This window comes from Cumulibacter manganitolerans, from assembly GCF_009602465.1.
Classification (GTDB): domain Bacteria; phylum Actinomycetota; class Actinomycetes; order Mycobacteriales; family Antricoccaceae; genus Cumulibacter; species Cumulibacter manganitolerans.
Genome location: NZ_WBKP01000029.1, coordinates 15,511 through 38,437, shown reverse-complemented (window position 1 = coordinate 38,437; position 22,927 = coordinate 15,511). Strand labels below are relative to the sequence as shown.

Annotated in this window: 20 protein-coding genes; 12 read left to right on the top strand and 8 right to left on the bottom strand. The window is 71.3% G+C overall.

The window, feature by feature from the left end:
- The first annotated feature begins 117 nt into the window (after positions 1 to 117).
- From F8A92_RS11520 to F8A92_RS11500, 5 genes are all read left to right on the top strand, one after another.
- Positions 118 to 1,728 (top strand): acyl-CoA carboxylase subunit beta, encoded by a 1,611-nt coding sequence (locus F8A92_RS11520; protein WP_153505309.1) that lies wholly within the window; start codon positions 118 to 120, stop codon positions 1,726 to 1,728.
- Positions 1,725 to 2,045, top strand: coding sequence for an acyl-CoA carboxylase subunit epsilon (locus F8A92_RS19045; protein ID WP_228389387.1), 321 nt, complete (start codon positions 1,725 to 1,727; stop codon positions 2,043 to 2,045). Before F8A92_RS11520 ends, F8A92_RS19045 begins: the two co-directional genes overlap by 4 nt.
- Positions 2,042 to 2,647 (top strand): Maf family protein, encoded by a 606-nt coding sequence (locus F8A92_RS11510; protein WP_153505308.1) that lies wholly within the window; start codon positions 2,042 to 2,044, stop codon positions 2,645 to 2,647. Before F8A92_RS19045 ends, F8A92_RS11510 begins: the two co-directional genes overlap by 4 nt.
- A gap of 23 nt (positions 2,648 to 2,670) precedes the next feature.
- Positions 2,671 to 4,485, top strand: a complete 1,815-nt coding sequence (locus tag F8A92_RS11505; RefSeq protein WP_153505307.1) for an acetyl/propionyl/methylcrotonyl-CoA carboxylase subunit alpha — start codon at positions 2,671 to 2,673, stop codon at positions 4,483 to 4,485.
- A 127-nt stretch (positions 4,486 to 4,612) separates the two neighbouring features.
- Positions 4,613 to 5,089 (top strand): DUF1304 family protein, encoded by a 477-nt coding sequence (locus tag F8A92_RS11500; RefSeq protein ID WP_323368434.1) that lies wholly within the window; start codon positions 4,613 to 4,615, stop codon positions 5,087 to 5,089.
- Positions 5,090 to 5,263: 174 nt separating this feature from the next.
- Here the strand turns inward: F8A92_RS11500 and F8A92_RS11495 are convergent, their stop codons facing one another.
- Both F8A92_RS11495 and F8A92_RS11490 read right to left on the bottom strand, forming a co-directional pair.
- On the bottom strand, positions 5,264 to 6,910 hold the full coding sequence (locus F8A92_RS11495; RefSeq protein ID WP_153505305.1) for a flavin-containing monooxygenase: 1,647 nt from the start codon (positions 6,908 to 6,910) through the stop codon (positions 5,264 to 5,266).
- Positions 6,907 to 7,851, bottom strand: a complete 945-nt coding sequence (locus tag F8A92_RS11490; protein ID WP_153505304.1) for an alpha/beta hydrolase — start codon at positions 7,849 to 7,851, stop codon at positions 6,907 to 6,909. Before F8A92_RS11490 ends, F8A92_RS11495 begins: the two co-directional genes overlap by 4 nt.
- Before the next feature lie 162 nt (positions 7,852 to 8,013).
- Here F8A92_RS11490 and F8A92_RS11485 point away from each other — a divergent pair, with 162 nt between their 5' ends.
- Complete coding sequence (locus F8A92_RS11485) at positions 8,014 to 8,904, top strand: hypothetical protein (protein WP_153505303.1); 891 nt, start codon at positions 8,014 to 8,016, stop codon at positions 8,902 to 8,904.
- On the top strand, positions 8,901 to 9,482 hold the full coding sequence (locus F8A92_RS11480; RefSeq protein ID WP_153505302.1) for a hypothetical protein: 582 nt from the start codon (positions 8,901 to 8,903) through the stop codon (positions 9,480 to 9,482). The genes F8A92_RS11485 and F8A92_RS11480 overlap by 4 nt, the downstream gene beginning before the upstream one ends.
- A gap of 95 nt (positions 9,483 to 9,577) precedes the next feature.
- Here the strand turns inward: F8A92_RS11480 and F8A92_RS11475 are convergent, their stop codons facing one another.
- Positions 9,578 to 10,495, bottom strand: a complete 918-nt coding sequence (locus F8A92_RS11475) for a hypothetical protein (protein ID WP_153505301.1) — start codon at positions 10,493 to 10,495, stop codon at positions 9,578 to 9,580.
- Positions 10,496 to 10,745: 250 nt separating this feature from the next.
- Entirely contained in the window at positions 10,746 to 12,149 is a 1,404-nt protein-coding gene (locus F8A92_RS11470; RefSeq protein WP_153505300.1) for an NAD(P)H-quinone dehydrogenase, read from the bottom strand.
- A 68-nt stretch (positions 12,150 to 12,217) separates the two neighbouring features.
- Here F8A92_RS11470 and F8A92_RS11465 point away from each other — a divergent pair, with 68 nt between their 5' ends.
- Positions 12,218 to 12,664, top strand: a complete 447-nt coding sequence (locus F8A92_RS11465; RefSeq protein ID WP_153505299.1) for a gamma-glutamylcyclotransferase — start codon at positions 12,218 to 12,220, stop codon at positions 12,662 to 12,664.
- Positions 12,665 to 12,757: 93 nt separating this feature from the next.
- On the opposite strand, the gene F8A92_RS11460 is transcribed toward F8A92_RS11465, so the two are convergent.
- Both F8A92_RS11460 and F8A92_RS11455 read right to left on the bottom strand, forming a co-directional pair.
- Positions 12,758 to 13,936: an amidohydrolase gene (locus F8A92_RS11460; RefSeq protein ID WP_153505298.1), complete on the bottom strand. Its 1,179-nt coding sequence runs from the start codon at positions 13,934 to 13,936 to the stop codon at positions 12,758 to 12,760.
- Between the two features lie 2 nt (positions 13,937 to 13,938).
- Positions 13,939 to 15,069 carry a glutamate--cysteine ligase gene (locus F8A92_RS11455; protein ID WP_153505297.1) on the bottom strand — a complete coding sequence of 377 codons (1,131 nt, stop codon included), beginning with the start codon at positions 15,067 to 15,069 and terminating at the stop codon, positions 13,939 to 13,941.
- Positions 15,070 to 15,311: 242 nt separating this feature from the next.
- Here F8A92_RS11455 and F8A92_RS19040 point away from each other — a divergent pair, with 242 nt between their 5' ends.
- Both F8A92_RS19040 and F8A92_RS11445 read left to right on the top strand, forming a co-directional pair.
- Positions 15,312 to 17,492: a serine/threonine-protein kinase gene (locus F8A92_RS19040; RefSeq protein WP_228389386.1), complete on the top strand. Its 2,181-nt coding sequence runs from the start codon at positions 15,312 to 15,314 to the stop codon at positions 17,490 to 17,492.
- A gap of 240 nt (positions 17,493 to 17,732) precedes the next feature.
- On the top strand, positions 17,733 to 19,373 hold the full coding sequence (locus F8A92_RS11445; RefSeq protein WP_153505296.1) for a phospho-sugar mutase: 1,641 nt from the start codon (positions 17,733 to 17,735) through the stop codon (positions 19,371 to 19,373).
- A 30-nt stretch (positions 19,374 to 19,403) separates the two neighbouring features.
- Here the strand turns inward: F8A92_RS11445 and upp are convergent, their stop codons facing one another.
- Complete coding sequence (upp, locus tag F8A92_RS11440) at positions 19,404 to 20,030, bottom strand: uracil phosphoribosyltransferase (RefSeq protein ID WP_153505295.1); 627 nt, start codon at positions 20,028 to 20,030, stop codon at positions 19,404 to 19,406.
- Between the two features lie 125 nt (positions 20,031 to 20,155).
- Here upp and F8A92_RS11435 point away from each other — a divergent pair, with 125 nt between their 5' ends.
- On the top strand, positions 20,156 to 21,631 hold the full coding sequence (locus tag F8A92_RS11435; RefSeq protein ID WP_153505294.1) for a hypothetical protein: 1,476 nt from the start codon (positions 20,156 to 20,158) through the stop codon (positions 21,629 to 21,631).
- 4 nt (positions 21,632 to 21,635) lie between these two features.
- Positions 21,636 to 22,202 (top strand): ATP-binding protein, encoded by a 567-nt coding sequence (locus F8A92_RS11430; RefSeq protein WP_153505293.1) that lies wholly within the window; start codon positions 21,636 to 21,638, stop codon positions 22,200 to 22,202.
- Here F8A92_RS11430 and F8A92_RS11425 read toward each other — a convergent pair.
- Positions 22,186 to 22,584, bottom strand: coding sequence for a hypothetical protein (locus tag F8A92_RS11425; protein ID WP_153505292.1), 399 nt, complete (start codon positions 22,582 to 22,584; stop codon positions 22,186 to 22,188). The genes F8A92_RS11430 and F8A92_RS11425 overlap by 17 nt on opposite strands.
- Positions 22,585 to 22,927 lie beyond the last annotated feature (343 nt).

Sequence of the window (22,927 nt, the reverse complement as noted above, 5' to 3'; positions counted from 1 at the left end):
ATAGCCGCTTCGGTCGCCCGACCGAATAGTTCCGCGCCCCGGATCGCGCACGCCGCCGCGTCGCTGCCTCCGGAACCCGGCGCAGCCCCGCGCGTCGCGGGCGTTAAAGTGCAATCCGTGACCGATACCGCAAACGCCGCACCCGAGATCGACCTGACCACGACGGCGGGCAAGATCGCCGACCTCGAACGCCGCAAGGCCGAGGTCGCCCACGCCGGTTCCGAGCGCGCCGTCGAGAAGCAGCACGCGCGCGGCAAGAAGACCGCCCGCGAGCGCATCGAGATGCTGCTCGACCCGGGAACGTTCATCGAGATGGACAAGTACGCCCGGCACCGCTCGACCGCCTTCGGGCAGGAGAAGACCCGGCCGTACGGCGACGGCGTCGTCACCGGATACGGCACCATCGACGGCCGCCAGGTGGCCGTCTTCGCGCAGGACTTCACCGTCTTCGGCGGCTCGCTCGGCGAGGTCTTCGGCGAGAAGATCGTCAAGGTCATGGACTTCGCGATGAAGATCGGCTGCCCCGTCATCGGCCTGAACGACTCCGGCGGCGCGCGCATCCAGGAGGGTGTCGTCTCGCTCGGCCTGTACGGCGAGATCTTCCGCCGCAACGTGCACGCCTCGGGCGTCGTCCCGCAGATCTCGTTGATCATGGGCCCGTGCGCCGGCGGCGCCGTCTACTCCCCCGCGATCACCGACTTCACCGTGATGGTCGACCAGACCTCGCACATGTTCATCACCGGCCCCGACGTCATCAAGACGGTCACCGGTGAGGACGTCGGCATGGAGGAGCTCGGCGGCGCGAAGGCGCACAACAGCCGCTCCGGCGTCGCGCACTACATGGGCAGCGACGAGGAGGAGGCCATCGAGTACGTCAAGGCCCTGCTGTCGTACCTGCCCTCCAACAACATGGACACCCCGCCCGAGCTCGAGGGCCAGGGCGAGGACCTCCAGGGCCGCGAAGAGGACCTCTGGCTCGACACCGCGATCCCCGACTCGCCCAACACGCCGTACGACATGAAGGCGATCATCGAGCACGTCGTGGACGACGGCGAGTTCCTCGAGGTGCAGCCGATGTTCGCGCCGAACATCCTGTGCGGCTTCGCGCGCATCGACGGGCAGTCCGTCGGCGTCGTCGCCAACCAGCCGATGCAGCTGGCCGGCACCCTCGACATCGACTCCTCGGAGAAGGCCGCCCGGTTCATCCGTACCTGCGACGCGTTCAACGTCCCGGTCATCACGTTCGTCGACGTGCCCGGCTTCCTGCCCGGCACCAGCCAGGAGTGGAACGGCATCATCCGCCGCGGCGCGAAGCTGCTCTATGCGTACGCCGAGGCGACCGTCCCGCTGGTCACCGTCATCACCCGCAAGGCGATGGGCGGCGCGTACGACGCGATGGGCTCCAAGCACCTCGGGGCCGACATCAACCTGTCGTGGCCGACCGGCCAGATCGCGGTGATGGGTGCCCAGGGCGCGGTCAACATCCTGCACCGCAACACCCTCAAGAAGGTCCAGGAGGAGGGCGGCGACGTCGAGGCCAAGCGCAAGGAGCTCATCGACGAGTACGACCTGCACCTGGCGAACCCGTACATCGCGGCCGAGCGCGGCTACATCGACACGGTCATCAACCCGTCGAACACCCGGATGAACATCACCCGGGCGCTGCGGGCGCTGAAGAACAAGCGCGCGACGCTGCCGCCGAAGAAGCACGGGAACATCCCGCTGTGAGCGAGCAGAAGCCGGCCGACCCGGACGCCCCCGCGGACACCTCACGGTCGTCGAGCGAGCGAGGAACGAGCGACGTCGAGACGCCGCACGCCGACGATGCCACCGCACCGCCCACGCCGTTCTTCACCATCGAGGCCGGAAATCCGACCCCGGAGGAGATCGCGGTGCTGACGCTCGTCCTGGCGGCGGCCGCGTCCGGCGGCGAGAAGGCGCCGGCGCCGAAGCCGGTCAGCGGCTGGGCGAGCCCGGCGCGCCGCATGCGCAGCATCGGCCGTCCCGGATTCGGCGGCTGGCGGGCGGAGTACCAGCCCCGATGAGATTCGTCCTCGCCTCCCGCTCGCCGGCCCGGCTGGCCACGCTGCGGGCGGCCGGCATCGAGCCCGAGGTCGTCGTCTCGGACGTCGACGAGGATGCGCTGCTCGCGCTGATGCCCGACGCGTCGCCGCAGCAGAAGGTCATCGCGCTCGCCGAGGCCAAGGGTCGCGAGGTCGCCACCCAGCTCGCGGACGACGACGCGGTCGTCGTGGCCTGCGACTCGATGTTCGAGATGGACGGCGAGGTGCGCGGCAAGCCCAGCGACGCGGGTGACGCCACGCGCCGCCTGCGGCAGATGCGCGGCAACCACGGGACGCTGCACACCGGCCACCACGTCATCGTGGGCGCCCGCTCGACGAGCTCGTCGGCGTCCACCGAGGTGCACATCGGGCCGATGAGCGACGCGGAGATCGAGGCGTACGTCGCCACCGGCGAGCCGCTGCACGTCGCGGGATCGTTCACCATCGACGGTCTGGGCGGCTGGTTCGTCGAGCGTCTCGAGGGCGATCACACTAACGTCATCGGGATCAGCCTCCCGCTCGTCCGTCGGATGCTCGCCGAGCTCGACATCGACATCACTCAATCTTTTCAACTAGCTGTTTGACGCACGGATTAGAAAGGCCAGATATGCCTGTACAGAGCGAGGGCGACACCACCGCCATCAAGAAGGTGCTCGTCGCCAACCGCGGTGAGATCGCCGTACGCGTCATCCGCGCGTGCAAGGACGCCGGCATCGGCTCCGTCGCGGTGTACGCCGACCCCGACCGTGACGCGCCGTTCGTGCGCATGGCCGACGAGGCCGTGGCGCTCGGGGGCAGCACGTCGGCCGAGTCCTACCTGGTGATCGACAAGCTCATCGACGCGGCCAAGAAGTCCGGCGCCGACGCGATCCACCCCGGCTACGGCTTCCTGTCCGAGAACGCGCACTTCGCGCAGGCCGTGATCGACGCCGACCTGATCTGGATCGGTCCGCCGCCGTCGGCGATCGAGGCGCTCGGCGACAAGGTCACCGCCCGCCACATCGCGATGAAGGCCGGCGCTCCGCTGGTGCCCGGCACCGCCGACCCGGTCAACGGGCCGGACGAGGTCATCGCGTTCGCGGAGGAGCACGGCCTGCCGGTCGCGATCAAGGCGGCCTTCGGCGGCGGCGGCCGCGGCCTGAAGGTCGCCCGCACGATGGAGGAGATCCCCGAGCTGTTCCACTCCGCCGTCCGCGAGGCCGAGAGCGCGTTCGGCCGCGGCGAGTGCTTCGTCGAGCGGTTCCTGGACAAGCCCCGGCACGTCGAGACCCAGGTGCTGGCCGACCAGCACGGCAACGTGATCGTCGTCGGCAGCCGCGACTGCTCGCTGCAGCGCCGCAACCAGAAGCTCGTCGAGGAGGCGCCCGCGCCGTTCCTGACCGCGGAGCAGCGCGCCAGCCTGCACGAGGCGTCGAAGAAGATCGTCAAGGAGGCCGGCTACTACGGCGCCGGCACCTGCGAGTTCCTCGTCGGCCAGGACGGCGTGATCTCGTTCCTCGAGGTCAACACCCGCCTGCAGGTCGAGCACCCGGTCACCGAGGAGACCTCCGGCTTCGACCTCGTCCGCGAGCAGTTCGCCATCGCCGAGGGCAAGGCGATGCCGTACACCGAGGATCCGGAGCCGCGCGGGCACTCGTTCGAGTTTCGCATCAACGGCGAGGACGCCGGCCGCAACTTCCTGCCCGCCCCGGGCACCGTCACCAAGCTCGTCGAGCCGTCCGGCCCGGGCGTGCGCATGGACTTCGGCGTCGAGACCGGCTCGGTCATCGGCGGCCAGTTCGACTCGCTGCTGGGCAAGCTGATCGTCACCGGCAAGGACCGCACGCAGGCGCTGGAGCGCTCGCGGCGCGCGCTCGACGAGCTGCAGGTCGAGGGCATGGCGACGGTCATCCCGTTCCACCGCGCCGTCGTCCGCGACCCCGCGTTCATCGCCGCCGACAAGGACGGCAAGCCCGCCGAGGGCTTCGACGTCCACACCCGCTGGATCGAGACCGAGTACGACAACCAGGTCGAGCCGTTCACCGGCGGCGCCGAGGCGCACGACGAGACGCTGCCGCGGCACACGGTCGTCGTCGAGGTCGGCGGCAAGCGCGTCGAGGTCTCGCTGCCGGGCGACCTGTCCTTCGGCGGCAACGGCACCGGGCCGAAGAAGGCCGCGAAGAAGCGCAAGATGGGCGGCGGCAGCGGCTCCGCGGCCTCCGGCGACTCGGTCACCGCCCCGATGCAGGGCACCATCGTCAAGGTTGCCGTCGAGGAGGGCCAGTCGGTCTCCGCCGGCGAACTCGTCGTCGTCCTCGAGGCGATGAAGATGGAGAACCCGGTGACTGCGCACAAGGACGGCGTGATCACCGGCCTGCAGGGCTCCCCCGGCGACCCGGTCACCCAGGGCACCGTGATCTGCGAGATCAAGGACGCCGAGTAGCGGCGCCGCTTCGACTGCCTACCAGTAAGGTGCGCGGGATTCGTCCTTAGGGACGAACCCGCGCACCTTGCTTTTGGGCACCCTGTCCGGCGGCGGTGCCGGACACCGCGAGCGGGCTTGACAAGCCATCGGGAGCGCCGACCATGGAGGTCGGTACTACCCGCGTGCCGATTGCCACCGGCGCAAGTCTTCGGCGGAGGTCACCATCAACGCAGTCGCGCAGCTCGCCGCCGGGCTCTCGGCGCTGCTGCTGATCGTCGTGTTCCCCCTGGAGGCCTTCCTCATCGATCGCCCCTGGGTGCAGCGGTTTCTCGGCATCGAGGCGAGCGGCCTGCGGCAGGTGCACCTGTGGTCGTTCTGCATCGGCGCCAGGAACGCCCTCGTCGGCGTCGGCACGTTCATCGGCTTGTGGATGGTCGGCTACGCCGACGCGGTGACCGGAACCACCGTGGTGGTCGTGTGCTGCATCTACATGCTGTTCTCGTCGTTGTTCATGGGCGTCGCCGACCTGATCGGGTACTGGCGCCCGCGCGGCGGAAGCGTCCGCGGCACCGTGGGCTCGGTGATCCTCCCGGCCGTCGCACTGGTCGCGATCGCGCTCTAGGGACGACGATGCGGCGCTGCCGGCAGGTGGTCCGCAGTCGCCTCCGCGGGGCCGCTTCGCCTACCTACCAGCAAGGTGCGCGGGATTCGTCGTCAGCGACGAATCCCGCGCACCCTTGCTGTCGAGCAACCCTGCGCACCTCGCTGTCGAGTGACCGGCGCGAGGACGGCGGAGCTACTGCATCTTGAAGCCGTGGTAGTTGCCGGCGAGCGCGATCCCTTCACAGATCGCCATGTAGACGTCGGAACCGCCCACCCACGGCATGAACACCTGCTCCTTGCCGGGGATGTTGGCGCCCATGTACCAGGAGTGGGCCTGCGGCATCAGCGTCAGCGCGGCGATGTCGTTGTTGGCCTTCACCCACCACTGCTCGGACTCCGGGCGCGCCTCGATGCGCGTCTTGCCCCGATCGCGCATGTCCGTCAGCAGCCGGCTGATCCAGTCGACGTCGTACTCGATCGACGTCATCATGTTCGTCAGCACCGACGGGCTCTGCGGGCCGGTGATCATCAGCAGGTTCGGGAACCCGCTGACCATCAGGCCGAGGTACGTCTGCGGACCGTGCGCCCAGTGCTCCCGCAGCTTCTTACCGCGTGCCGTGATGTCGATCTTGTTGACCGCGCCGGTCATCGCGTCGAACCCGGTCGCGAGGATGACGACGTCGTACTCACGCTCCTCGCCGCCGGCGATGATCCCGCCCTCGGTGAACTTCTCGATCGGCTTCTCGTGGATGTCGATCAGCGTGACGTTGTCCTGGTTGTAGACCTCGAAGTAGCCGGTGTCGACGCACATCCGCTTGCTGGCGATCGGGTAGGTGCGCGGCGAAAGCTTCTCGGCGAGCTCGGGATCCTTGACGCGCTCGCGGATCCGCTCGCGCACGTACTCGGCGAACTGCTCGTTGACGGCCGCGTCCAGCAGGATGTCGCCGAACGCGAACCCGTAGCTCAGGCCGCCGAACTCCCACCGATCGTCCTGCATCGCGCGGACCTCGTCCGGCGGCAGCTCCGAGGCGAGGACGCCGGCCTTCTGGCCGTCGTCGAAACCGACCTTCGACGCGAAGTTCTTCGTGCGGATCTCCGAGTAGTTGGCCTTGTACTTCTGCCGGTCCTCGTCGCTGAGCTCGTAGTTGCGCGCCGGTACGGCGAACGAGGGCGTGCGCTGGTAGACCGTCAGCTCGCCGACCTCGGGCGCGATCGCGGTGATCGTCTGCAGGCCCGACGATCCGGTGCCGATCACCGCGACCTTCTTGCCCGAGAGGTCGACGCCCTCCTTGGGGTAGCTGGAGGTGTAGTACAGCTCGCCCTTGAAGTCGTCGAGGCCTTCGAACTTCGGGCGCTGCGGTACCGACAGGCAGCCCGTGGCGAGGATGACGAACCGGCAAGTGACCGGGTCGCCGTTGTCGGTGCGGACCGTCCAGGTGCCCGACGCGTCGTCCCAATCCAGCGCCTCGACCTTCGTGGAGAAGCTGATGTCCTTGCGCAGGTCGTACCGCTCGGAGACGTGTCGCGCGTAGGCCAGCAACTCGGGCTGCGGCGCGTAGCGCTCCTGCCAGTCCCACTCCTGCTGCAGCTGCTCGTCGAAGCCGAAGGAGTAGTGGTGCGACTCGATGTCGACCCGCGCGCCGGGATACCGGTTCCAGAACCAGGTGCCGCCGACGTCGTCGCCGGTCTCGAACACGTGCGCCGTCATCCCCTGCTGACGCAGCTTGTGCAGCTGGTACATGCCGGAGAAGCCGGCTCCGACGATGACGACGTCGTAGTCGACCTTCGCCTGCTCGGCGCCCTGCTGAGCAGCCTCTTCTCGGGTAGTCGTCGTGGTCATTGCTTCCCTGCTTTCGCTACGAACCCGTTGATCTTGTTGACGACCAGGTCTATGCCCTTGGCATAGCCCGGCAGGATGTTGGCCATCTGGAAGAAGGCGTGCATCTGGCCCTCGGCCTCCGCCAGCTCGACCTCGTTGCCGGCCTGCTTGAGCTTCTCGGCGTACTCGACGCCCTCGTCGTGCAACGGGTCGCACTCGGCGACGTAGACGAACGCCGGCGGCAGGCCGCCGAGGTTCTCGTGGCGGATCGGGGAGATGTCGGGGTGCTTGCGCGCCTCGGGGTCGGGCTCGTAGTGCGCGAAGAACCACTCCATCAGCTTGCGGTCCAGCAGCAGCTGGTTGGACTCGGCGTTGTACGACGCACGCTCGAAGTCGCAGTCGGTGACCGGGTAGACGAGCACCTGGAAGTCGATCTTGGGGCCGCCGCGGTCGCGCGAGCGCAGCGCCATCACCGCGCTCAGGTTGCCGCCCGCGCTGTCACCGGCGACGATCAGCGGCGCGCCCGCGGGAGCCAGCTCGTCGCGGTGCGCGTCGACCCACTCGAGACCGGCGTACGAGTCGTCGACCGCGGTGGGGAACGGGAACTCGGGGGCCTTGCGGTAGTTGATCATCACCACCGTGCAGCCGCTCTTGTCGACCAGCTGCCGCGCCACCGTGTCGTACTGCAGGTCGATGTCGCCGATCACCCAGCCGCCGCCGTGGTAGTAGACGATGATCGCCTTCGGGTCGCCCTTGGGTTTCAGGACGCGCGCGCGGAACTGCCCGTTCGCGCCGTCCAGCTCAAGGTCGCGGACCTCCCCGACCTCCGGTCCCGGACCGCTCATTCCCGCGAAGATCGGACCGGTCGTGCGGGCCATCGCGGGCGTCTGCTCGTAGAGGGGCGGCGAGCCGCCCTCGGCCATTGCTACCAGAAATTGTTGTGATGCCTCATCAAGCGCCATACCTGTGACGATGGCAACAGTTGACGCACATGTCAACAGTGCACCGGTCCGGAATCGGGTCCCCTTTACGTGTTCTGTCCATGCCTGCCTCGGCCGACCCGTTCGGCCGCGACGGCCACTCCCGACAGCGCTTCGCCGGGTGACCTGCGCGATGATCGGTGCGTGACCGAACCAGCGCGCGCTCCGCAGGCCACGGCGCCCACCTACTCCCTCGAGCTCGTGACCGTCGCCCGACCCGGCGCGGCGGAGTTCGTCGCCCGCGTGGCTCGGGTGCTCGAGACGTTTCCCCAGCACGCCCCGACGCGGGTGGGTGCGCGGGACCCGGCGCGGACGACGGTCTCCGACCTCCCGGGCCAGCTGGTCGAGCTGGCCACCCGACAGGCCGACCGGCCGCAGGCTGTCGTGCACCTGGCCGCTCCGCACGGAGGCGGGACTGGCACGGTGTCGTACGTGGCGGACCCATTCCGCCGCCATCCCCCGGGCTTCGTCCGACCCAGCAAGGTGGAGCTCCTGCTGGCACCGCGGTCGCCGGGCGATCTCGGCGAGCTGCTGGCGAGGCTCGCCGAGGCGATCGAAGCCTCCTACGGCTTCCTCGCGCAGGTCGAGCACGTGCATCAGCAGCGGGGCCGCTTCCTCGCCGACCGCGTCGGCAGGCACGGGCCGTCTCCCGCCGGTGGCGCGCCGCCGGCGTGGCGGCCGCCGCCGTTCCAGGCGCTGGAGATGCACCTTCCCGATGTCTTCTGGGTGCAGGTCTTCGGGCCCGCTTTCGTCGCGCGGTGGGGTGCCGACCGCCTCGAACGGGCGGGAGCGCGGCGGCGGGTGCTCAGCCACGGCGGATACGTCGTGTGGGCCACGGAGGAGCCACCGCCCTTCGATGAGGGCGCCGCGACGCCCGAGGCCTACGCCTGGAAGCACTCGGTCTACGAGGCGATCGGTGCCCAGCCCTTCCTGCGGGCGGACCGGGGCTGGAACGGGTTCGGCGAGCACGTCCCGCTGATGACCGAGCACCGCGCCCACCTCTGCGCAGAGCGCCTCGGGCAGCCCGGTCGATGAGCACGTCGTTCGAGGCCCTGCTCGCCGTTCTCGTCGATCGCGGTTTCGACCGCGCGCTGCTCCGGCCGGGGCGGGCCGTCGAGGCGGACGACGTCCCGGCCTCGGTCGCCGCCACCTACGCCGTCGCGGACGGGCTCGACCTCGTGTCGTGGCGGGCGCGGTACGACGGGCGGGCGCCGGAGCTGATGATGATGGCCGAGTTGCTCGGCGAGGAGCGCTCCCGCGCGTACGCGGCGATGAAGGGCGGGTACGCCCGCCGTTTCGGGGAGGCCGATCCGTACTGGGAGGACTCCTGGTGGCCACTGCTGACGTCCTCGCCCAAGGACGTCGTCGCGGTGGACCGGATCACCGGTGCGGTGTGGTTCTCCTACAACGAGGCCCGGATCAAGGAGGTGATCGCCCCGTCGCTGGAGGAGTACTGGACCGGCTGCGCCCGGTGGGCGCAGAACATCCGGTTCGATCCCGTCGACGGGCTGTGGGACCCGGTCGTCGGCTATCGCGGATGCGAGGGGCCCTGGGACCCGAACGCGCTGGGGACCGGCTCGACGACGACGCCGTTCCCATCGGTGGGCGCCTAGCGCCGAGCCCGCATCAGTGGCGCTGAGCGTCGGTCTTGCGATGTTCCCCCGATGCAGCGTTCCCGCTGCATCGGAGGAAGACTACCGGTGGGTAGTCAGAGGACGGTCCGGCCGGGCGCGGGTGGACAACGCCGACAGCGCCGGGGCGGCTCACCCCCGGCCAGCAGCCTGGCGGTCGCGCACGGGGTGCCCCAGCAGTCCGACCACGTCAGCCGCGACGAGCTGTACCCGAGCGCCGCGTGGCGGACGTCGAGCCTCCGGTCGGCGTCCGCGTCGTGGTACGCCGCACCGTCGAGGTGGATGAGCCACCGGCGATCGACGAACGCGCCGTCGGCGCGGTGGCCGGTCTCGGGTACCACGAACTGCCGCCGCATCGGCGCGATCCCGTGCGGCCGCTCGACGCGGTCGGCGTACACCCACTCGAGCGCGCTCTCGATCCCCGCGCCGTCGCGCAGGACCAGCAGCACGATCCGTCGGTGCGGCAGGCGCGGTCGCCGCTGCGCGACCTGCAGCAGCCGCAGCGCGGTCGTACGGCGCTCCTGGACGACGCGGGTGATCAGCGCGACCGCCGCCAGCTCGTCGAGCATCCCGACCGCGTCGACGACGCTGTCGTCGAGTCCCACGCGCCGCGGCGCGTGGTTGACCAGCACGAGCCGGTCGAGGTCGCTGCGGTGGAAGCGGACCCAGTCACGATCCCGCACGCGGACGGCCGGCGGCAGCACGACGTGCACCGGCAGCGACTCGTCGCCGACGCCGTGCAGGGCGAGGGACGTCGGGCCGTAGGTCGCCGCGCGCGGGCCGCCGAGCCGCAGGGCCGCGCCGACCCGGCTGCGCCAGCTCACCGGCGCGACCGCGAAGAGCGTGGGCGCGAGCTGGTGCAGCAGCCCGGCACCGAGCAGCCGCGCCTGCACCAAGCGGGTCACCGCGATGGAGCGCAGCGCGTCGGCGTCGATGACGCCGTCCGCGTCGGCGAGCGCCGCCAACGCGTCGCCATCGACCCTGAGCTTGCTCACCGCCCCAGCGTCGCGCGATGCATCGTCGGCCGGCAGCACCGGCCGCCGGCCTGTGGACACCGAGGGCGGGTGTGGACGACGACGCGGCACCCGGCCTGGCCGCAGCTCGGGCGCCGACGGCCACCCGATGGCCCCGGCCGCCGACGCCCCGGCCGCGCACGTCTCGGTGGATGTTCCCCCGATGCAGCGTTCTTGCTGCATCAGGGGAAACTACCGGCGGGTAGCCAACCGTTGGGCTCCGCGGCCCGAGCTAGTCGAGGTCGTCGTGCTCGATGAGCCGGCGGGCCGCCTCGCTGATCGAGCCGGTGATCGAGGGGTACACCGTGAAGGTGTGCGCGATCTGCTGGACCGTCAGCCGCTGCTGGACGGCGAGGGTGATCGGCATGATCAGCTCGCTCGCGTGCGGCGCGACCACGACGCCGCCGATCACCACGCCGGTGGTCGGCCGGCAGAACAGCTTGATGAAGCCGTCGGTGAGCTCGGCCATCTTGGCGCGGGCGTTCGTGCGCAGCGGCAGGGTGACCGACCGGACGTCCATGTCGCGGTCGTCGATGGTCCGCTCGCCGATGCCGACGGTCGCGATCTCCGGGTGGGTGAAGATGTTCGAGGACACGGTCTTCAGCTGCAGCGGGGCGACCGCCTCGCCGAGCGCGTGCCACATCGCGATGCGTCCCTGCATGCCCGCGACCGAGGCGAGCATCAGCACCCCCGTCACGTCGCCCGCGGCGTACACCCCGGGCACCGACGTGCGCGAGACGCGGTCGACCCGCACGAACCCGCCGTCGTCCGTCGCGACGCCGGCGTCCTCGAGGCCGAGACCCCCGGTGTTGGGGACCGACCCGACGGTCATCAGGCAGTGCGATCCCTCGATCACACGGCCGTCGGCCAGCTCGACGCGGACGCCGTCGCCGGTATTGGTGACCGAGCTCGCGCGGCCGTGGGTCAGGATCGTCATGCCGCGCCGCGCGAACGCCTCCTCCAGCAGGCGGGCCGCATCGCCGTCCTCGTGGGGAAGCACCCGGTCGCGCGAGGCGATCAGCGTGACGTCGACACCCATCTCGTTGTACGCCGAGGCGAACTCAGCGCCGGTGACGCCCGAGCCGATGATGATCAGCTTGCTGGGCAGGTCCGGCAGGTCGTAGACCTGCCGCCAGTCGAGGATCCGCTCGCCGTCCGGCTCGGCGCCGCTCACGACGCGCGGGCTGGCGCCGGTGGCCAGCAGCACGACGTCCGCCTGCTCGACGTACGCCGGGCCGTCGGTGGGCGTGATCTCGACGGGGTGGCCGCCCTTGCCCTCCGCCGGCAGCAGCCGGCCGCGGCCGCAGACCACCTTCACCTTGGTCCGCGCCAGGCCGGCCGTGACGTCGTCGAGCTGCGCCTGCGCGAGCTCCTTGACGCGGGCGTACACCTGCGGCGCGTCGACGGTGATCTGGTCGGCAGGCGGCATGCGGATGCCCAGCACGTCGGCGTCCCGCGTGTTGGAGACGACCTCGCTGGAGGCGATGAACGCCTTCGAGGGCACGCAGTCGTAGTGCACGCAGGCCCCGCCGGGCGCGTCGGCCTCGACGAGGGTCACGGTCGCGCCGAGAGAATCGGCGACGTACGCCGATTCGTAGCCGGCGGGTCCGCCGCCGATGATGACGATGTTGGTCACGTCGGTCTGTCCTTCGCGGGAGGGTGCCTTACCTGACGATCTTTTCATGCGGCCGCTAACCTGGTCCGGTGAGCCTGTACGCCGCCTATGGGTCGAACATGGACCCGGCCCAGATGCGTGAGCGCTGCCCCTCCTCCCCTACCGCCGGCACCGGCTGGGTGCGCGGCTGGCGGCTCACCTTCGGCGGCGAGGAGCACGGCTGGGAGGGCGCCCTCGCGACGATCGTCCCCGACCGGGTCGGCTCGGTGTTCGTCGCGCTGTACGACGTCCCCGCCTCCGATGCCCGCGCCCTGGACGAGTGGGAATCGGCGACCACGGGCCTCTACCAGCGGATCCGGCTGCACGTGCACTCCCTCGACGGGGACGTCGCGGCGTGGGCGTACGTCCTCAACGCGTACGAGGGCGGCCTGCCGTCGGCGCGCTACCTCGGCGTCCTCGCGGAGGCTGCGCAGGCCGCCGGCGCCCCCGACGACTACGTCGCCGCGCTGCGCAACCGCCCCTGCAACTCCCTGTAGCCCGGGCGCCTTCCCCGTTGTGTCGTGACGACTCCGGGCGACGTCGCCCGAAGCGGTAACAACACAACGGGCGGGGGAACTGCGGGAGCGGCGCTACTCCAGGGGCTCGCCGACCAGCTGCTCGACGGCGTCCACCGCCGCGGCGGCCAGGATCCGCACCCCGACCTCGATGGCGCCGTCGTCGGCGATGAAGGCGCCCTGGTGCAGGTCCGTCTTCGGCTGGTCGGGGGCCCGGACGCCGAGCCGGGCCAGCGCGATCCGGCACCGCTCGCCGTACCACGCGAAGTCCTCGCCGCCCATCGACTGCTCGGGCACGAAGGTGCCGTGCGCGCCGACGACCTCGAAGATCGCCTGGCGCAGCGCGAACGCCGCCTCGGGGTCGTTGTCGACCGGCGGTACGCCGACCGCATAGTCGATCGTGATCTCGGCGCCGGACTGCCCCACCAGCTCGGAGATCCAGCCGCGCACGAGCTCCTCGCAGTCGCGCCAGACCCGCGGCGTCATGACGCGGACGGTGCCGGCCAGCGTGCCCTCGGTCGGGATCGCGTTGGCGGCCTCGCCGGCCTGCAGCGAGCCGAAGACGATGCTCAGGCCGGCGCGCGGGTCGACCCGCCGCGACGCGAGCGCCGGCAGCCCGGTCGCGAGCCGGGCCAGCGCGTCGACGATGTCGACGGTCAGGTGCGGCCGCGCGGTGTGCCCGCCGGTGGAGCGGAGGGTGACCTCGAACTTGTCGCAGGCGGCGGTGATCGGTCCGCTGCGGGTACCGGCCGTGCCGACCTCGTGGTGCGGCTCGCAGTGCAGCGCGAACATCTGCTCGAGGCCGTCCACGGCGCCCTCGTCGATGACGGCGAGCGCTCCGCCGAGCACCTCCTCCGCGGGCTGGAAGATGACCCGCACGCCGGCGGCCAGATCCGGCTGGTCGGCGAGCGCGAGGGCGGTGCCGAGGGCGACCGCGGCGTGCACATCGTGCCCGCACGCGTGCATGCGGCCCGGGAAGACCGAGGCCCACGGCAGGTCGGTCTCCTCCGGCAGCGGCAGCGCGTCGATGTCGGCGCGGACGCCGACCCGCGGTGGCCCGTCCCCGATGTCGACGTACAGCCCGCCGCGGATCATCACCGGCTCCAGGCCGCTGGCCCGCAGCTCGGTGGCGATCGCATGGCAGGTCAGCGGCGTGTCGAATCCGAGCTCGGGATGCGCGTGGATGTCGTGCCGTACGTCGATGACCCGCTGCAGGTCCTGCTCCACCCAGGCATCGAGGCGTTGCCGGTCCACGCTCACTTCAGGCCGTCTCGCATCTCGCCGAGCAGCAGGTCCACGACGTCGCTCATCTTGCCGGTCTCCTGCAGCCGGGCCCGCTGCCGCTGGTAGCTGGCACCGCGGTCGAGGATCGTCTCGATCGAGCCCAGCTCGTCGACGCAGCCCAGCCGCTTGGCGGTCGGCATGAGCTCCTCGACCAGGCCGAGCAGCGACTCGCGCACCGGGCGCAGGGTGCGGATGTTGTCGACGACGATCTCGGCGTCCATCCCGAACCGGGCGGCGCGCCACTTGTTCTCGCGGACCAGCCACTGGCGCGGCTTGGGCAGCTGGTAGCCGCGGTCGATCTCGCGGTCGAGCAGCGTCACCAGGCACTGCGACAGCGCGGTGACGGCGCCGATCTCCTCCAGCGACGGCAGCCCGTCGCAGATCCGCAGCTCGATGGTCCCGAAGTTCGGGTGCGGGCGGATGTCCCACCACACCTCGCGGATCGTCCGGATCGACTTGGTCTCGACGAGCGTCTCCATGTACAGCTCGAACTCGGCCCACGAGTCCAGCTGGTAGGGCAGCCCGGCGGTCGGCAATGATTCGAAGATCTTCGATCGGTACGACGCCATCCCGGTGTCCTCGCCGATCCAGAACGGCGAGGACGCCGAGAACGCCAGGAAGTGCGGGACGTACTGGGTCAGCGCGTTGACGATCGGGATGACCTTGTTCTTGTCGGTGACGCCGACGTGCACGTGGACGCCGAAGATGGCCATCCGCCGCGCGAGGTATTGCATGTTCTCGATGAGGTCGGCGTACCGCTCCTTCGGCGAGATGTCCTGCTCGCGGAAGTCGCTGGTCGGGTGGGTGCCCGAGCACATCAGCCCGATGCCGTACGGGTCGGCGGCGGCCTGCACCTCGGCGACCGTGGCGGCGAGCTGCGACGTCGCCTCCTCCACCGAGTCGCAGATGCCGGTGATGACCTCGATGCACGACTGCAGCAGCTCGTGCTTGGCGCGCGGGTGCTCCGCCGCGCCCTCGGGCGTGATGTCACCGAGGATCTCGACGGCGCGCGAGGTCAGCTCGCGGGTCTTGAGGTCGACCAGCTCGAGCTCCCACTCGACACCGAGCGTGGGTCCGGCTGACGGGTTGAAAGGAATATCCACGCGGACGAGTCTTCCATGACGGCGCAGGTCGCGATGACGCAACGGGTCCGGTGCGCGCGATGCACCGGGTGCGGCGTCCGCCCGCGACGGACGCCGGTCGTGCCGCTCGTTCGGCGGTGGCACCGGACGCGCCCGGCGTGCGTCTGCCGCGGCGAAGTGCACGAATCGTCACCCGGCGGCGCGAGTCCTGCGGAGGATCGCTGCAAGAATGGTGCGAGCCCGAACCACAGACCGGAAGTTCCATGACGCAGTTCGACGACGAGCGGGCCGGCCCCGCGCCGGACGGTTCGTCGCGCCCGGATGCGCCCGCCGGCGGTCCGCCGTCCGGCGGCTGGGGCGACGGCTGGGACGAGACCTGGGACGACGGCGACCCCACGGCCGACGCGCACCTGGTCGCCGGCGGCGAGACGCGCACCCGGCTCGAGCCGGTTCCCGGGAACGAGCCGGACGCCGAAGGCGCGGGGGCTGCGGACGGCGCCTACCGGCAGCGGCTGCTGGCCAACCGCTACCGGCTGGACTCGCTGCTGGGCCGCGGGTCGATGGGGGCCGTCTGGAAGGCGCAGGACGTCGTCCTCGGCCGGTCCGTCGCGGTCAAGGAGGTGCTGCTGCCACCGACCCAGACCGCCGAGGAGAACCACGTCGCCCGCGAGCGCGCGCTGCGCGAGGCCCGCTCGATCGCGGCGCTGTCGCACCCGAACGTGGTCACGCTGTACGACGTGGTCGAGGACGACGGCCGGCCGTGGGTCGTCATGGAGCTGGTCCCGGCGAAGAGCCTCGCGCAGATCATCAAGGACGACGGCACGCTGCCGCCAGCCGAGGCGGCGCGCATCGGCGTGGCCGTCCTGGCCGCGCTGAAGAGCGCCCACGAGGTCGGCATCACGCACCGCGACGTCAAGCCGGGCAACATCCTCGTCTCCCCCGACGGCCGGGTGAAGCTGGCCGACTTCGGCATCTCCCGTCGCGCCGAGGACTCCCAGCTGACCCGCACCGGCCTGATGGTCGGCTCGCCGTCGTACATCGCGCCCGAGGTGGCCCGCGGGCGTCCCGCCGGTCCGGCCGCCGACATCTGGGGACTCGGCGCGACGCTGCAGTGCGCGGTCGAGGGCTCGCCGCCGTTCGACATGGGCGACCCGGTCGCGACGCTCACGGCCGTCGTCGGCGAGCACCCGCGTCCCGCACCGCACGCGGGCCCGCTGCGGCCGCTGCTCGAGCGGATGCTCGACAAGGATCCGCGCAGCCGGATCCGTCCCGACGAGCTGCAGGACGCGCTCGAGTCGGTCGCGGCCCAGCGGCCCGGCCCACGGCCGACGTACTCGCCGCCCACCGGCCCGCTCGCCCCGCTCGGCGGTACGGCGTGGGGCGGACAGGGCGGGCCGTCGGCACCCGGACGGCCGCAGGGCGCTACCTCGGGACCGGTGCAGGGCGGTACCTCGGGACCGGCGCAGGGCGGTACCTCGGGACCGATGCAGGGCGGTCACGCGGGATCCGCGCCCGGCCGGCGGACGGCGTACGTGCAGGGCGCCTACCCACCGGGCCCGGGCCAAGGGCGGCGCGGCCCGGAGGCCGGCGGCACCGGCTACGGCGGCACGGGGTACAGGCCGTCCGGATACGGCCAGGCCGGCCCCGGACGGCCGGCGTTCCCGACCGGCGGACGCCCGGCCACCGGCGACCACGACGTCTCGGCGTACGGCGGCGACTACGGCGCCTCTTCCTACGACGGCGGCTACCAGCCGATCACGCCGCGCCGCGAGCGGGGCCGCAACCTGCTGGTCCCGGTGCTGATCGGTGTCCTCGTCGTCGCGCTGCTGGTCGGCGGGGTCCTCTGGTGGCAGCTCGCGGGCAGCTCCACCGGCGGTGCCCCGAGCGCGTCCGGCTCGGCGACGGCGTCCGCCAGCGAGCCGTCCGACACGTCCACCTCGCCGACCGCCGCGCTGCCGACGGCGAACAAGACCACCATCCAGTCCGGCACGGCGTCCGGCGCGATCAGCGTGAACGGCAAGTTCCACCCCTTCTCCTTCACGCTGCCCGACGGGTGGAAGGTCGGCAACTTCGACGAGGGACGCAGCGAGTTCCTGCTGGCCGCCGGCGGCGAGGACCCCGAGACGATGGTCAAGGTGACCGTGGTCGCCGAGCCGCTCGTCGAGAGCAGCGTCGACGAGCAGATCAAGTCGCAGCAGAGCCAGGAGGGCTCACCGGCCAAGCTGCCCGGGTACGACAACGTGAAGTACGAGGTCACGCAGCAGGGCAACGTGCTGTGGCAGTACACGAACACCTTCAAGGGCGCCGACCGCCGCGGCTACTTCTACGCGACCGACAAGGGCAACGGGATCCTCTGGAAGGTCATCACGGCCGGCCCGCACGACCAGGGCGACAAGACGGCCGCGGTCGCCAACAAGGTCATCCAGACCTTCCAGGCCTCCTAGGCCGGCCCGCCGGCCCAGACTCCTGGCGGTCTCCGGAAAACGTCGCGCGTGCGGCCCGCTGTCGCCGCACACGGCCCGTTCCGGCCGATTCGGCGACGTTTTCCGGAGAATCGAAGCTGCGGCGGCGCGGCCGCGCCCGGCACGACGGGCACGCTCGGCGCCGGAAGCCGGTCGGGCAGACTTGACGCAGATCCCGGCGCCGACGTCACCGACCGAGCCGGACGTTTCCAGGAGGTAGTCATGGCCGGTACGCCGTCCGCCGAGCAGCTGCGCGCCCTCGCCGGGGCGTGGATCGCCGACGATCCCGACCCGCGCAGCCGCGCCGAGCTCGAGGCGCTGCTCGACGCCCTGCCCGACGCGGCCGCCGTGGCCGACCTCGCCGACCGGTTCCGCGGCCCGCTGCAGTTCGGGACCGCCGGGCTGCGGGGACCGCTGCGCGCCGGCCCCAACGGCATGAACCGCGCGGTCGTCGGCCGCGCCGCCGCCGGGCTCGCGCGCTACCTCGACGACGTCGGCGCCGAGGGGCCGGTCGTGGTCGGGTACGACGCCCGGCACGGCTCGCACGAGTTCGCGCTCGACACCGTGCAGATCGTCCAGGGCTCGGGGCGGGCGGCGCTGCTGATGCCCCGGCAGCTGCCCACTCCGGTCCTGGCGTTCGCGGTCGGCGCGCTCGAGGCGGCCGCCGGCGTGATGGTCACGGCCAGCCACAACCCGCCGCAGGACAACGGGTACAAGGTGTACCTCGGCGGGGCGAGCGGGCTCAACGCGCAGATCGTCCCGCCGGCCGACGCGGACATCTCCGCCCGCATCGCCGCCGTCACGGCCCTCGGGCAGATCCCGCGCTCCGATGACTACCAGGTCGTCGGCGAGGAGGTCTACGAGAAGTTCCTGCAGGCGGCCGCGGACGCCGTCGCGCCGGGCTCGCCGCGCGAGGTGAGCGTGGTGTCCACCGCGCTGCACGGCGTCGGCGGCGACACGCTGCTCGCCGCGTTCGAGCGGGCCGGGTTCGCCGCGCCGACGCCGGTGGCGCACCAGCAGCGGCCCAACCCCGAGTTCCCGGGCCTGGCCTTCCCGAACCCCGAGGAGAAGGGTGTGATGGACGACGTCCTCGCCCTCGCCGCCGAGCGCGGCGCCGATCTGGCGATCGCGAACGACCCGGACGCCGACCGCTGCGCCGCGGCCGCGCCGATGCGCGGCGGCTGGCGGCAGCTGCGCGGCGACGAGCTCGGGGTGCTGCTGGCCGACCACCTCATGCGCCGCGGCGAGCGCGGGACCTACGCGACCACGATCGTCTCCTCCTCGATGCTCGGCGCGATCTGCGCCAAGCGAGGCGTGCCGTACGCCGCGACCCTGACCGGGTTCAAGTGGATCGTGCGGGCCCCCGAGCAGACCGGCGCGCCGCTGCGCTTTGGCTACGAGGAGGCCATCGGGTACGCCGTCGATCCGCGCTCGGTCAACGACAAGGACGGCATCTCCGCGGCGCTGGTCACCGCCGAGCTCGCGGCGGCGCTGAAGGCGGAAGGCTCGTCGATCCAGCAGCGCCTCGACGACCTGTACGCGGAGTTCGGCTATTACCTGACCTCGCAGATCTCGCTGCGGGTCGACGACCTGTCGATCATCGCCGGCACGATGCGGCGGCTGCGCGACGAGCCGCCGACCCGGATCGGACCGTGGGCCGTCGCCGTCGAGGACCTGCTGCCGCGCACCGACGCCCTGGTGCTCAGCGGCGACGGCCTGCGCGTGGTCATCCGCCCGTCCGGCACGGAGCCGAAGCTGAAGGCCTACCTGGAGGTCACCGCGACGTCCGAGGCGGACGCCGGGTCGCAGATGGCGACCCTCCGGAGCGCGCTCTCCCTGATCTTGGTGCCGCCGACTCGCTGAGCGGGTCGGGCGTAACGGAATCGGGGGCCGCTAGTCGACCGCGCCGAACTGGCGGTCGCCGGCGTCGCCGAGCCCCGGCACGATGAAGCCCGAGTCGTTGAGCCGCTCGTCGATCGACGCGGTGAACAGCCGCAGGTCGATCCCGCTGTCCTCCAGCCGCTTGACCCCCTCGGGGGCGGCGAGCACGCACAGGCAGGTGATCTCGTCGGCGCCGCGGGTGCGCAGCAGCTCGACGGCGTGCAGCAGCGATCCGCCGGTGGCCAGCATCGGGTCGAGGACGAAGACCGGTCGGCCCTCGAGGGACGCCGGGAGCGACTCCATGTAGGAGCGCGGCTGCAGGGTCCGCTCGTCGCGGGCCAGCCCGACGAAGCCCATCTGCGCATCCGGCAGCAGCGCCATCGACGCCTCCGCCATCCCCAGCCCGGCGCGCAGCACCGGCACCAGCAGCGGCGGGTTGGCCAGCGAGACGCCGCGGGTGCGCGCCACCGGCGTCATCACCGCGTGCTCGGCCAGCGGGACGTCGCGAGTGGCCTCGTAGACCAGCATCCGGGTGAGGTCCTTCAGCGAGGCGCGGAACGTCTCGTTGTCCGTGCGCTGGTCGCGGATCGCGGTCAGCCGGACCTGTGCGAGCGGATGATCTACAACTGTGGTCTGCACACCGGACAGCCTAGCGTTGCGACTCACACTCGATCGGCGCGAAGCCCCGTGCGCAGGGGGCGAAATCCGCGAGGCGGCACCGATAGAGTGGGCACCGTGAATTTCCGGCAATCGAGGGGAAACCGATGAGCACCGCTGAGATCATTCCGATCGCCCTGGTGCTTGACGAGCGCACCGGCTACACGCTGTGGGCTCCTCCGTGGGAAGAGGACGGCGAGGTCTGGCAGGCCTTCCTCGGCCAGGACGACAAGATCCTGCTGTTCGACACCCCCGGTCAGCTGGCGCAGTTCATCCGCGACGAGGACGACCACGACCTCGCCGACCATCCGGACTGGGACGAGTGGGAGGACGTCGACGCCTTCGAGCTGGTGCCGGACGACGACCACGTGTACGACCTCGACGGCGTCTACGAGCTGGTCGCCTCGGCTCCCGACCGCTGGTCGGTCCGCGACCTCGGCCGAACGCTGAGCATCGTCGACTCGATCGCGCAGTGCTGCGACGAGGACATCCTGGAGCCGGTCGCCGATGCCCCGGAGCTCTCGATGGTCGCCGACGGTCCCGGCGCGTTCGCCGGCCGCGGTGGGGACCGGGCGTGGGACAAGGTCGCCATCGCCATCTCCGGGCAGTGGGAAGCGGTCTGCGAGCGGATCAGCGAGTGGATCGACTGGCGGGATCCGGTCGACCTCGACGACGACCTCGCGCGGGCCCAGCGCGAGATCGACGCGTCGGTGGTTCCGGTCGACGACCCCGAGGCGCTGATCGACGCCGAGGACGACGTTCGCGACGACGACGAGGACGACGACTACCTGAACGAGCGGGACGCCCGCCTCAAGGCCGATCTGAGCGACGACGAGGACGACCTCGATGAGGACGAGGACGACGTCGACGACGAGGACGACGACGAGGACGGGGACGACGACGAGGACGAGGACGACGTCGAGGACGTCGAGGAGGAGGACCTCGCCTACCACCCCCTCGCCGGGAGCTCGGACGACGACGACGACATCGACCCCGAGGCGGCCTACGAGTTCTGGGAGGACTCCGGCATCCTGCCGGTCCGGATCACCTTCCCCAAGGACCGGTTCGAGCAGCCGGAGGCGTTCACGCTTCGCTGCTATGTCGAGGATCGGCCCGTCTTCCTCGGCGCCGATCAGGCGCCGTGGCTGTTCGGCACTCCGGACGCGATGCTCGACGTGATCGAGGACGAGGACCAGAACGACATCGAGAAGCCGGGCCACGATCTGCGCGACCTCGCCACCTGGCCGACCGTCGTCGGCGCCGTACGGCACGAGGACATGCCGCTGGCGATCGCCGCCGAGGACGACATCGACCTGCAGGGTGCGGATGCGATGCTCCGCGGCGATGCCGACTTCGACGCGACGGTCTTCGCCGGAGCCGCCGACCTCCTGGTCGACCTGGCGGAGTACGGCGATCTGGACGGCGCGAAGGAGCAGCTCGAGGGCGACGGACCGCTGGCCGAGATCGTCTCCTCCGCGCGGGAGGGCAACGACGTCGCGGACGACGCCGTCACCGACGAGGTCATCGAGCGGTGGGAGTCGGTGCTGAGCGAGGTTTCCAGCATCATCGAATGGGCCGACTGATCCGTTGAGCGGTGCAGCACGCCGCGGCGAGTTGCCGAACGCCGCGCCGCTCGGCGATGTCGCCGGGGAACCGGCGCCGCTGGCTCGGGTCATCGTGCTCGCGGGACCGTCGGGCAGTGGCAAGACCCGGCTCGCCGAGCGGCTGCGGCTGCCGGTCGTCCCACTCGACGACTACTACAAGGACGCCACCGATCCGACGATGCCGCGCAACGGCGGACATCTCGACTGGGAAAGCCCTGCCTCCTGGGATCGCGCGGCCGCGATCGCCGCGCTGCGGGCGATCTGCGCCGTCGGCTCGGTCGAGGTACCGACGTACTCCTATTCGCTCAACAGGCCGGGCTTGCTGGCCGACGCCATCCTGATCCACAACCGCCGGGCGACCACGTTCGCCCGCCGGCTGCGCCGCGACCTGGACCACCGGCGCAAGCCGATCCGCGACATCGTCCGGATCGGCGTGCAGAAGGTGCGCGCCGAGGCGGTCATCCTGCGTGAGCTGCAGGCGGCCGGGTGCACGCCGATGTCCGCACGCGCCGCCGAGTCGCGGCTGCGCGCCCTCATCGCCGCGACCTGAGCGGTCGTCGAGCGAGCGTCCCCACGGTCGTCGAGCCCGTCCCCACCGTCGTCGAGCCCGTCCCCACGGTCGTCGAGCCCGTCCCCACGGTCGTCGAGCCAGCGTCCCCACGGTCGTCGAGCCCGTTCCCACGGTCGTCGAGCCCGTTCCCACGGTCGTCGAGCCCGTTCCCACGGTCGTCGAGCCCGTCCCCACGGTCGTCGAGCCCGTCCCCACGGTCGTCGAGCCCGTCCCCACGGTCGTCGAGCCCGTCCCCACGGTCGTCGAGCCCGTCCCCACGGTCGTCGAGCCCGTCCCCACGGTCGTCGAGCCCGTCCCCACGGTCGTCGAGCGAGGAGGAACGAGCGACGTCGAGACGCCGCACGACGACCGTGGACGTCACCACGTCTCGACGTCGCCTCCGCTGGCGCTCCGGCTCGCTCGACGACCGTGAAAAACCGCCACCACCCGGCCCCCACGATCGCCGAAACGCCGCACGGGCGTGTCGACGACCCTCGACAGGGCGGACGTCGAGATGCGCCCAACAGCGCCGGCCCCCACACGGTCGTCGAGCGAGCGAGGAACGAGCGACGTCGAGACGCCGCACGACGACCATGAACGTCACCACGTCTCGACGTCGCCTCCGCTGGCGCTCCGGCTCGCTCGACGACCGTGGAAAGCCGCACGCTCCGGCTCGCTCGACGACCGTGGAAGGCGCCATGCCTAGAGTCGTCGAGCGAGCCGGG